This window comes from Paenibacillus piri (assembly GCF_004354045.1).
Classification (GTDB): Bacteria; Bacillota; Bacilli; order Paenibacillales; family NBRC-103111; genus Paenibacillus_S; species Paenibacillus_S piri.
Genome location: NZ_SMRT01000002.1, coordinates 699,627 through 711,351, shown reverse-complemented (window position 1 = coordinate 711,351; position 11,725 = coordinate 699,627). Strand labels below are relative to the sequence as shown.

8 protein-coding genes are annotated in these 11,725 nt (G+C 49.2%); all 8 read right to left on the bottom strand.

From position 1 onward, the window contains the following. Nucleotides 1–31: 31 nt before the first annotated feature. On the bottom strand, nt 32–2,221 hold the full coding sequence (locus E1757_RS08020; protein WP_165972000.1) for a helix-turn-helix domain-containing protein: 2,190 nt from the start codon (nt 2,219–2,221) through the stop codon (nt 32–34). 151 nt (nt 2,222–2,372) lie between these two features. Further along, nucleotides 2,373–3,269, bottom strand: coding sequence for a glycoside hydrolase family protein (locus E1757_RS08015; RefSeq protein ID WP_133226450.1), 897 nt, complete (start codon nt 3,267–3,269; stop codon nt 2,373–2,375). Nucleotides 3,270–3,283: 14 nt separating this feature from the next. Beyond that, on the bottom strand, nt 3,284–4,180 hold the full coding sequence (locus E1757_RS08010; RefSeq protein ID WP_165971999.1) for a family 43 glycosylhydrolase: 897 nt from the start codon (nt 4,178–4,180) through the stop codon (nt 3,284–3,286). A gap of 91 nt (nt 4,181–4,271) precedes the next feature. Continuing rightward, on the bottom strand, nt 4,272–5,786 hold the full coding sequence (locus E1757_RS08005) for an extracellular solute-binding protein (RefSeq protein ID WP_133226446.1): 1,515 nt from the start codon (nt 5,784–5,786) through the stop codon (nt 4,272–4,274). Nucleotides 5,787–5,827: 41 nt separating this feature from the next. Further along, the gene (locus tag E1757_RS08000; RefSeq protein WP_133226444.1) at nt 5,828–6,706 is read right to left on the bottom strand and encodes a carbohydrate ABC transporter permease; all 879 of its coding nucleotides are present in this window, start codon (nt 6,704–6,706) and stop codon (nt 5,828–5,830) included. An 18-nt stretch (nt 6,707–6,724) separates the two neighbouring features. Continuing rightward, nucleotides 6,725–7,630, bottom strand: coding sequence for an ABC transporter permease (locus E1757_RS07995; protein ID WP_246079090.1), 906 nt, complete (start codon nt 7,628–7,630; stop codon nt 6,725–6,727). A gap of 553 nt (nt 7,631–8,183) precedes the next feature. Further along, nucleotides 8,184–9,116, bottom strand: coding sequence for a dihydrodipicolinate synthase family protein (locus tag E1757_RS07990; RefSeq protein ID WP_133226440.1), 933 nt, complete (start codon nt 9,114–9,116; stop codon nt 8,184–8,186). Between the two features lie 48 nt (nt 9,117–9,164). Further along, a complete protein-coding gene (locus E1757_RS07985; protein ID WP_133226438.1) occupies nt 9,165–11,588 on the bottom strand; it encodes a hypothetical protein in 2,424 nt (807 codons plus the stop codon). Nucleotides 11,589–11,725 lie beyond the last annotated feature (137 nt).

Here is an 11,725-nt window from a genome sequence, read left to right as displayed (position 1 = left end):
TCCTGTAATGATATTCTACTCGAATATTGAATCATCGGTGCTTTTCACGATACTGTCCCGGAGTCATGCCTTCCATCTTACGGAAATAGCGGATAAAGTTCTGGGAATTGTGGTACTGGAGCTTTTCAGCGATCTCGGTAATCTTCATCTCGGTCTCTACCAGCCATTGCTTAGCTACCGAAAGTCTATATTTGGAGAGATAGTCGCTGAAATTACTGCCTGTTTCTTTGCGGAACACCGTCTTAATATAGTTCGGGTGATAATTCAAACGAGATGCGCACAGCTCCAAGGTTAGATCACTCTCGAATTTGCTATGAATCATATCCAGCATACGTTCGGATATTTTCTTATTCTGGCTTTCCCAGCGTTGGTGCAGCGCGGCCATCATCGGATCAATAACATTATGAAAGATCCATTCCTCGATCTCCTCAACCGTCTTTAGCTCCAGCAGATGCTCGTTAATAGGCTTCCCGGATACGTGTAGAGGGGTCATCGTTTCCCCGGCTTCCTGCCACTCCCTAATCAAATCAATCAGCAAGCGGGTTAGAGCCATCTGAAAATCATAGTAACGCGGATAATCCACAAGCACCTTCTGAATAAACTCTTTTAAAATGTCGCGTGCTTTATCCCGTTCTTCCATCTTAACCGCTTCAATCAGCTCTTTCTCAAGCCAATCAGGATAGGCCGCAGCAATCCGGGTGTCCGGTAATACGCTATCAAAAGGTAGAATTACTTGCTCGCCAAACCGAACTCTGTAGGTTAAAGCTTCAAGGCTTTGCTTATAAGCATGTGAGGCATCGTTAATATCCATAAATGGACGACTGATACCTACGCTGATCTTGAGGTGAAGCAGCTCGCGGATCGTTGCTTGAATCCGTTCGGCATATTGGTACAAGTCATTCCCGTAGTCACGACCTTCTACTATACTGCTGCGGCATATCGTCACTTGATTATTCACCATAACGACAGGCTCTAAACGATTGGTGGCCGGAATAAGCTCACTCACAATGTTATTAATCGCAAACATCAGTAAATCAAGGTCGCTCTCACTATATCTTGAATTCTCTAAGTTATCGATCTGAACCGTCATAACTCCGAACTGGGCAGGCTGTGTATCATAGGCGAACTGCGCCCAGCGCTCCTGTGTTTCCTTGGGCCGGATTTCTCCGTGCAGCAGCCTGCGGATAAAGAATGCCTCCAACTGTTTGGAATGCTTGTGCAGTTGATCACGCAGCTCGGTCTGTGAATTTCGAAGAGAATGAATATGATCTCCTATTAATTGAAGCTCATCCTTGTGGTGGTCGTCAGTGGACTGTTCACCTACTGCAAAGGACAAGACGCGTTGGATCGGTGAATACAAACGTTTGGATCCGGCCCACGATAAGATGAAGATGATCAAGAATACCCCGAGGCAGACAAAAAGAGTGTACCAGCCTATGGATCGGGAATCCTTAGTGATATCGCTTACGGATGAAAAGGACAAGTATTTCCAGCCATTATAGTCAGAACTGCGATACATGACTCCAATCGTCTCATTATGAGTCTTAAACGTTAAATAACCTAGAGCCGGGTTGTCCGATTGCTTAATGCTTTCAATAGCATGCTGCAGCTCGTCCGAAGACTGGATTACGCGACTTTGAGGCTGCGTTAACAAACGGTATTCACTATCCAGAATAACCGTCTCCCGGTCAGCCGACTCATTGAAAACAAGCTTCTCCAACGAATAGGCCGGAAGCTCGCCTATAATTACCCCAGTGGTATTCGGCGAGTTAAGTGGGAGCTTCTTTATGAGCCTAACGCCTGAGGCAGGTTCATGAGTTACGCTTGTCCAGTAGGAAGCTGCTTCAGCATTAAAGTAGCTCTGGACAGCTCCTTTCATGTCCGAATTATCCAGATTTGAATAGCCTTGGTTGGATATGATCCAACCGTACTTATGATTAGCCAAGTACACGTTCTTGGCGCCCAATTCAAACGGCTGCAGCTTATTCAGCCCCATTGCCAGCTCATTTGCCATTTCAAAGTTTCGCGCGGTGATGGACATTTGGAGCGCTTCCCTGACCAGTAAGGTGCCCACATACTGCGTCATGAGATTTTCAAATAGTTGCAGCACCTGCTCTACGTTCATTTGTGTCTGCTGAAGCAGCTGCATATTACTATCATTAACCTTCTGCTGAACGCTGTCCTTGGCCCGAATGAAGGATAGGGTTCCTAATGTAACCACAGGAACGGTTCCGATTAAGAGACTAAATATGAGGAGTCGTACCAAATACTTGGATGTAAACAGCCTTGACATACACGATATCCTTCCATACAACATGAAATATATACAATATTAACATTGTATTATATTTAGTAAAAAAGCTCAAAAGGGATTACGGCCATTGCCACTCGACAAGATCGTTACTCCACGCAATCCCAATACAGGCATGAGTATCAAAAACAATGCGCTCATCCTCAGGACCAGTCCCGTGAAAGAACATAAGAAACTTCTCGATCCCCTCTACATATCTGCAGTCTAATACAAAACCCGCTGTAATTCTCCCCTTTGCCCAATCCCATTCCTGCTGTCCAAAAGTGAGCAAGCCCTCGTCATGAACCCAGTTTTCCAAATCGGTCGATCTCATAATCCCAATGCCGTTCTCCGGAGAGTGAAACATAACGTATTGATCCTTTTCATTCAATATACAAACGTTCTCCCCAGCGTTTTCGTTTCTATAGAATGTCCAACGCTTCAAATCGTATGAGTACGAGAGACTTACGCCATTCTGTTTATAAAAGCATAACCATTTCCCCGGCTCATCCTTACTTTCAATAAAGTAGGGATCAATCATCCGCCCCATCTGTTCAATTGGAGTTTCCTCACCCTTCAGCAGCAGCAGCTCCGGTTCAGTCCAACGAACGAGATCCATGCTCTCCATGGTCCAAATCCTGGAGCTCGCATTACCGTACTTCTCCCCATTAGGCCTTGGATATGTTTGGAGACACATCACCCAACGGTTGTTATGACGAATGATGTTGCCTGGACTTGAAAAATTCAAGCTGTTGTCTCTCGGGGTCAATCGTCTCGACTCGCTCCAATTCACCAGGTCCTGGCTTTCACTCATGGCCGTATACATATATACCTGTCCGTCTGACTCGGTCTCGACCAAGGTATAGTACAGCCTGAATACACCTTCATCATAGTGTGCCGTAGGATCACGGTAAGCGATATGACTATTGCCTTGAAGTACTATAGGTGACTGAATATGGTTCAGAATAGAGGTGTTCAAGTCCGTCCCTCCCATCAATCTTGCCCAGTATGAATGACTGCCGGCCTTATACGTAATTCTTCATCAAATTCTACCTTCAATATCCCCGGACGTTCCTTAAAAGGTGCATTGGAGTTGTTACCAAAGAACGTACTCCACCACTGTCCATCCTTATCCTGAAAGAACATGTTATGTCCGCCATGCGGAACCGCCAGATAACGGTCACCATAGGGACCATACACATGCTCAGAGCTCGCAACGAAGCAATGATAATCACCATCAACGAAGTCGGCTCCGGCTAGATGATACTTGCCATGAGCTTTAAACAAAAACGTGCCCTCAAACCCAACATGCTCGGCATTAGCTGGAGCTAGAAGGCGCAGTTCCTCCACCAAGCCCGTCATGTCCTCATTCATCCGGGCAATCTTACCGTTATCGCACAGAAAATATACGGTTCCGTCCTCGTCTTGGAAGAGTGATGCATCGATATGAGGACTAACCGGCGAGTTCGCCGAGATACAATCCACATAAGGCCCTTCAGCGCTCCCGCTGACGCTCTTTAACAAACCGTTCCCGAGTCTGGGAATGCTGTACGTGAGCCAGAAGGTACCCTTCATATAATGTATCTCAGGCGCCCAGAGCGGGCGGAATGGCGCGTCGTCCCGAAGACCTGTCTCCTTCTGCCAAGTACCGTTCCGATCCACATTCCATACGGTGGAACATTTGCGCGGCTTCGTTATAACGGGATTCCACTCGATCAGGTCTGCCGATTTCCACACCTGGATATCTCCCGTTACGGCCCACCAATCGGGAGCTCCTGTTGTTCCCGTCAAATAATAATAACCGTCCTCCCCAAGACAAATTGAGGTGTCGCGGATCGGATAGTTGAATAAGGGCTCAAACGGCTGTGGCAAACGAATGCTTTTTGTCATTATCATCATTTCCTTTTATTCAGTATTAAATATGAACAGATGCTAAAAAGGATTCCGCCGAAGTCTCGGCGGATTCCTATAGAAATTCTGTTTATTTACCGTTACTCTTGTTATAATCGGCGGTAAATTCCTCGATGATTTTGTCTCCGCCACCTGAGCGCCACTTGGCTACAACAGCCTCCCAGCCCTTCTCGTCCAGCTCACCAAGAACATATTTGGCTTGTGCATCCGTAACAGCTTTCTTCAAATCAACTCCTTTTTGAGTGTTCATGTCGGAAAGCAGAGCAGCACTTATGTCAACAACCCCAATTTTTTCGTTATCCGTAAATAGCTTATCGATCTTTTGCTCAATCGGCGTTTTCATAAGCTTCACGCCCGCGTATGGATTGCCCCATCTAAAGTTTTGCCAATCGTCAGATCCCTTTGATCCGTCAATTTTCTTTGCGGTTCCGTTTTCTGTCTTATAGTCCGTTCCTTCTATGCCTGCATTGATTAAGGATAGCATCGGCTCATCGCCCATTTTATCCAAGAAACCAAGGACTTGCTTCAATTTTGCTTCATCTTTCACGTTTGACTTAGGGATTGCAATCAAGGAGTCATACCCGTTAGTGCCCCTTACCCGTTGTCCCTGCGGCCCGTCGAAGTTTTGCGCGACATCAACCACTACTTTAGGATCCTGCTTTATCATATCTATATGGCGGCCGTAGCCGTCGTCGATAACAGAGAAATATATGCCGGCTTTGCCTTGATTGAAGTAATCATATTTTTTAGCAATCGGGAAATCCGCAGCTATAATTTTTTCGCTGACCATTTTCTTATACAAATCCAACGCGGATTTGAATTCCGGATACAAGAAATCCGGCGTAACCTTGCCGTCCTTCAATCCCCAACCGTTCGGACCGCCGTTGTAAATAGTCAGTTGCTTAAGCAGCTCCATGGTGGCGTCTTCCTGAATGCCGAATGTATTTTTCTTGCCGTCTTTATCCGGATCGTTCTCGCTAAAAGCTTTAGCCACCTTGTAAAGATCATCAGACGATTTCGGCATCTGGAGCCCCAGATTATCCAGCCAATCCTTACGGATAATCATTCCATAACGGGAAAGCACACGCTCGCGCGGAATACCATACAGCTTCCCGCTTATACTTGCGTTCTTGGCCGCTACCGGACTCATTTTGCTCAAATTTTTGTAGTCTCTCAGGTAAGGAGTAAGCTCCCAGAATACACCTGACAGCTGCGCATTCAAATTTGCCGTCTCTTTCGTTTTCCGGAGCAAGATCAGATCAGGTAAATTTCCTGAGGCAATCGTAGCGCTTACTTTATCGTCATAAGCTGTTCCCGCTCCCGGTACCCACGTGATATCCAGCTTTGTATTCGTGTACTCCTCGATTTTCTTTAAAAAGGGGCTATCCTTTTTCGGAGGCTCCGGGGATTGCTGAATCATCATGACCTTCAATTCCAACGGCTTTGCCGGGGTGCCCGCCGGTTGTTGAGCTGACGGAGTTTCTTTCTTAGTGGAAGAACACGCTGCAAGCATCGAAGCTGTTAAGCAAGTGGCACAGATAACAGTGAGCAATTTTACAGACTTGCGGGATATATTCTTTTTCATTCAAAATCTCCTCTTCATTAATATAAATTTTTACTATAGTTTTAGCCTTTCACTGACCCCAATAATGCTCCTTTGGCAAAGTGCTTTTGCAAAAACGGATAGACTATCAAAATAGGCAATGTCGAGAGCACAATAACCGCCATCTTAATGGTTTCCGCCGGTGGTGGAACAAAATCATCGCCGAATTGCGAAGAATCCCCAATCCCTCCTTGAGATAATATAACAATTTGTCTTAACCATACTTGGATAGGCCAGTATGTACTATCATTGATGTATAAAATGGCATTAAAGTACGCGTTCCAATGCCCTACCGCATAAAATAAAGCGAGCGAAGCAAGTACGGGCGCTGACAAAGGAAGCACGATGCGGAATAAAATCCCTATATCGCTGCAGCCATCAATCCGTGCGGCCTCCTCAAGCCCATCCGGAAGCTGCTGGAAGAAACTGCGCATAATAATCAGGTTAAACGCGCTTATCAAGCCCGGAACAATGAGCGCGGCTGGATTGTCGAGAAGCCCCGTCTCCTTTACAACAAGATAGGTTGGAATCATCCCGCCGCTAAACAGCATAGAGAACACGACCATCTTCATGAAGAAGCTCACACCCATTAAATCCCTTTGGGCAAGAGGATACGCCATTAACGCGGTGAAAAACAAATTCGCCAAGGTTCCGACAACGGTTATACCTATTGAAACGGATAAACTAGATAGAATAACATCGGTCGACAAAATATATTGATAACCGACAAGTGAAAATTTTGTTGGAAATAAAATAAATCCTTTTTTTATCAATTCCTGTGGATCTGTAATCGATGCAGCCAATATATAGATAAACGGCAACACACAAGCAGCAGCGATGAGCAATAGCAGCAAATAATTGATTCCATCCAATATTCTACTGGATAGACTTTTGTCTACCATACCGGTGTCCTCCTACCGTTAGTAAATTCCGTCTTCGCCGAACCGCTTAGCTAAACGGTTGGCAACTACGACTAGAACTAATCCAACAATTGATTTAAACATGCCTACCGCGGTACTATAGCTGAATTTCCCTTGGGAAATACCCGTACTGTATACATACGTATCGAACACTTCCCCTACCTCGCGGTTCATCGGATTAACCATAAGGAAAATTTGCTCGAACCCGGAATCAAGGAAATGACCGATTCGCAAAATGAGCAAAATAATAATGGTGCTTCGGATAGCAGGAAGCGTTATGTGCCACATTTGGCGCCAACGGTTGGCTCCATCTATTCTCGCTGCCTCGTATAAGCCGGGATCGACACCTGCGAGCGCAGCAAGGAAGATGATAGTGCCCCACCCAGTCTCTTTCCACATCACCTGTGATGTAATGATTGTGCGGAACCAGTCCTTGCTAAGCAAAAAGTTGACGGGCTCACTACCAACGCTAACCAATACATTATTGACGATGCCGCCATCTTTTGAAAAAAACAGGAAGCTGATCCCAATTACCACAACCCAGGAAACAAAATGCGGAATGTAAATAAAGGTTTGGATAAAACGCTTAAAAACATCCTTGCGCACTTCATTTAACATCAGGGCAATAACAATGGGTAAAGGAAAAAAGAATAAAATATTGTATACTGCCAGAATAAACGTGTTTCGAAATAGCATCCAGAATGTCTCTTCCATGAAGAACGTCTCGAAATGCTTAAGTCCAACCCACTTGCTTCCGAAAAATCCCTGGAAGGGTTGAAAATCCTGAAAGGCTATCAGAACCCCCCACATAGGCACATACTTATAGATTAAGAAGTACAAGAGTCCGGGGAGCAGCATCAGATAAAACCATTTTTGCTTCTTGAACCGGCGGTTGAATATTGCCATCTTGGAAGCGGCAACAGATTGAATTGCAGTAGAACTGTTCTGCATCACACATCCCTCCAAAGTTTCCCGTCTGTTTGTAATCACTAGGGATAGTCCTAACTTACCTGTCTTCCAGATTCATGTCTATAATCACCGTGGCAGATAATTACTGAATAATGGCTGTAAATGCTGATGTACTGGGGTTTTAGCTAATCTATAATCAATACGGCAGATTCAATAATCATGAGGGATTACATGCAAATAGAAGCCCAATCGAACCGTGTTTTAGTTGAAGCACACACATTCGGGGATTCATCCTAGATTAGTATAATATCCATCGCTCCATATTGTCATCAGCCACCGTCATCATCCATCCTGTCGAAGTCGCGGACCACAATAAGCGAAATCTTCGCTCAGCGTATAGGTCAGACCTATTTAATTGACCTTCTCTTCGACCGCAGGTACTTGCTTTCTTCAACTAAAAAAATACCCCCAATGCAGGCGGCTTTAAATGCCGCGATCTGCATTGAGGGTATCCTTTATTCAAACCGCAGGTTATATCCGGTTCGCGGATTTATCGCCCCGTTAAAGCGGGGTATCGTTCCGCATACGACTTGGAAATGCGGCGCAGCTGCTCAACCTCGAGCCGGTGAGTCGCCGTAAAATCGAGGACGCTGCGGGTACGGCAGTTCATCGCTGCGTAAACTCCTTCCAGCATAAGATAATACTTCGCGTTTACCGGATACAGCTGCTTCTCGATCAGTGATGTCATACTGAGGAAGCAGCTCAGATGCTCGGCTTCCTCCGGGCTTTGCCGCCAATGGCGGAGCAGCCATACATACAAGTCAGGATGGAAATTGGCCATAATGCCGCTGTAGCCGGTCACTCCCGCCTTGAGCGTTTCCAGCAAGGTCGCCGAATTCGCGTTGTAAATTTGCAAATCGGTGCCTTGAACCGCAGCCAGCTTCGCCTTCATATTGTCCACATCGCAGCTCGTATCCTTCAGGAACAGGAACCGGCCGGTGCCTGCGCACCATTGCAGCAGCTCCGGAGCAATGAGCCGTTTATACGGAAACGGACATTCGTAGAAGCCTAAAGCGATATGCGGCGGAATCGCTTCAAGGAGCTTCTGCAGATTGCTTTTCCATACCGCATCCGATTCGTCCTCACCTGCGAGCCGGTTCGTAATAAGAACGAGCGCATCGATGCCGGTCGCGGCAATAGCCCGGAGCTCTTCGACCTGATCCTCGAACGAATCGGAAATATGGCCCGACGCGATGACCGGAACCCGACCGTTCGCCTGCCGCTTAACGAATGCCGCAAGCTGAACGCGCTCCTCCAGACTGAGCCGGAACATTTCACTGGATTGGCAGACGGCGAACAAGCCGTCAACGCCGCATCCGATATACCATTCAATCGCGCGTTCCAACGCAGCGTAGTCAATTTCGCCTTGCTCGGTAAATGGGGTGACCATCGTGGGCCATACGCCCCCGGCCATTCGTTTCATCTTTCCGTTTCCTCCCTGCGATTCAATTATGATTTTGGCTCCCGGGTACTATTTCGGCTCCCGGATGATCCATACCTCGGATACGTTCAGCCGCTTGAAGCCGCTGACCCGTTTCCATGTAAGCACAAGCCGGCCGTCGCTATAAGCAGCAGGCGGCAGCGGCGACTCCACTTCGCTGCAGCGTCCCTGCGCGACAAGCACATTCGCATGAATGACCGGGCCGTTCTCGCCTCCGCCTGTCAGCGTCACGTGGTAATCCCGCGAAATATCGCTTGCTGTATCGCCAACGTAAGCGACCTTTATGCGGTACGAAGCCGCCGGGTCCAACCGCTCGTACCGCACCGTAAACGGCGTATCCGCCAGCGTATTGACATGCCGGACTGAAGCAAGCGGCGGAATAACGTTTCGATCGAGCGGCTTCTCCGACTGCAGTAAATACGTACCCGGAGCCATCCGGGGCGATTCGAGATAACCGGGATCCTGCGCCCAGCCTTTGCCTGGATCCACCTGCCGCAAGCCTGTGTAAGAGCCCAGGTTATTGTAAAAGCCGCCCGGTCCCGGGTTGGTTCGGTTCAAGACGCGATCGATAGCATCCAGTTTGCCGGTTTCATCCGGCAGCTCGCGAATGGCGGCTGCCTGTGCCAACAGCCAGCCCGCATCGTTCAGCGGGAAATCGATCGCGTCCATGAACGCTCCGCGTCCCAGCGCAATCGCCTGATGCCGGATTACGGACAGCTGCGCCCCGATATTGCGGAATAGCTCGTCGGCCAGGTCCCAGCAGCGCTGCCGGCAGACAGACTCGACCGGCTCGGTTCTCGCTTTCGCCAAAATCGCCTCCATCCGCTCCAGTGCGGCCATCGCACCGACCGCAGATGCCGAACGGAGCGCATCCAGCGCCCTCGCTTCCAGCTCGGTTTCGTACAGCAGCCGACGCTTAATATACGCATCGTAATAAGCGCGCAGCAGTCCCATTTGAAACCGGTAATTGTTCAGCACCTCCGGCGGCGCGGACCGCTCCATCGACTGCCACATGCTTAATGTCCGGTCGATCGTTTCATTGGCGGCCAGCGGCCCTTCCCAGTTTTTCTCCAACGCCAGCAGCCCGTGCGCAACGCCTTCCGCGTAAGCCTCGCCAATAAAGAAGCGGGCGAAATCGCGCAGCGTCTCGATCGCCTCGGTGCGCGAATCCCAATCCTGATCGCTCCAAATAAATTTGTTTACGTCATCGTTTATGCCCTCGGAATATGAAATATTCCCGATTGCGTACGATTCCAGCACATTATGAATATGCTTCTCGGCAAGCGGACGCGGATTGATGCTCTCGCGGCCCAACGTGAGCGCAAACGCAAGATCCCAATCCACCACCGGGTACTGGCAGTGAAAATTATGCGTAATATCCTCGTAGCGGCGAATCGGATATTGGGAAGGGATACGGCGGCGCAGCTCCGGCAGCGGAATATCGACGTGGGGGCCGAATACGATCCCGCCCAGCCATTCCGGCTGCAGATCGACTTGGGCAAGGAAGCCTTCCAGCCATTTGCCCGGCTCATGCGACATCACCTGCGGCGAAATCCACAGCTTCGCATGGGGATGATATTTCCGCAGCAGCGCCGCCACCTGCGCAGACCAGGCGAACAGCACATCGGGCTGCAGCTCGCCCGGGTCGCTTCCGGGGATAAACACGGCGTCGATATAAGGCACTTTGCCGAATATTTCCTCCCGCTCCCGCAGCTCTTCGCGAAGCGTGTCCGGGTCGGTATAATCATCGGCCATATTTGGGTACCAGACCCATGTATCGAGTCCGTACGAATGGATGATTCCGGACAACCGGATCATCATATCGAGCGGCCCCACCTGCATCAACGGACCCGTCGCATCGTCGTCCGTTCGCGGCGGCATAATTTCGATGCTGTTGGCGCCGAATATCGCAAGCTCGCGGATATACTGGTCGAATTGCGCCGGCGACCATGCATCGTATGCATTCGTCTTGGGGCGGTAGCCAAGCTGATGCCCGCGGCAGCTATGGCGGGGTGTGCTGGAGACCGCCATGTTCGGTTCGATGCGAATCGAATTGCGTCCGAATTTCGCCTTGCGTAAAAAATGGCCGATGCCGTACAGCATGCCGCGCGGGTCGGCGCCGGCGATGAGCACAGCCGGCCCCCGTTCTTCAAGCCCCAGCACCCGGTAGCCTTCATTGCCGGGACGGGTGAGGCTTTCCAATGCCTGCCGGTCGGACTGTGTCAATATCCCATTTAATGAAGCTTCCGTCCCTGCCGCAATGACCGCCCGCGCTTCAACCGGCCATTCGGTTGTTACCGGAAGCATGATGCCGGTGCGTTTCTCAATTTCTTCAAGCAGCACGGCAACCGCCTTGGCCGCCGCCCCTTCGAGTCCTGCCGGGACGACGACGGCGGCACCGGAAAAGTCCCAACGGACCGTTGCCTCTCCTGCCGACTTACGATTTGAATTCATATGATCACTCCTGTTATCCTGATTCATGTTTATACGTCCGGTGAATCATTGTCGGCTGCGCAGACGAAACATCCATCGATCGCTGCGAACGCTGACGCTTCTCCAGAACGATTCCGCCCGCTTCGCCGCTTGTTCGC

Excerpts from the sequence above, each read along its gene's own strand:
- E1757_RS08010 (WP_165971999.1), bottom strand. The coding sequence starts at position 4,180 with ATGACAAAAAGCATTCGTTTGCCACAGCCGTTTGAGCCCTTATTCAAC.
- E1757_RS08005 (WP_133226446.1), bottom strand. The coding sequence starts at position 5,786 with ATGAAAAAGAATATATCCCGCAAGTCTGTAAAATTGCTCACTGTTATC.
- E1757_RS08000 (WP_133226444.1), bottom strand. The coding sequence starts at position 6,706 with ATGGTAGACAAAAGTCTATCCAGTAGAATATTGGATGGAATCAATTAT.
- E1757_RS07995 (WP_246079090.1), bottom strand. The coding sequence starts at position 7,630 with ATGGCAATATTCAACCGCCGGTTCAAGAAGCAAAAATGGTTTTATCTG.
- E1757_RS07990 (WP_133226440.1), bottom strand. The coding sequence starts at position 9,116 with ATGAAACGAATGGCCGGGGGCGTATGGCCCACGATGGTCACCCCATTT.
- E1757_RS07985 (WP_133226438.1), bottom strand. The coding sequence starts at position 11,588 with ATGAATTCAAATCGTAAGTCGGCAGGAGAGGCAACGGTCCGTTGGGAC.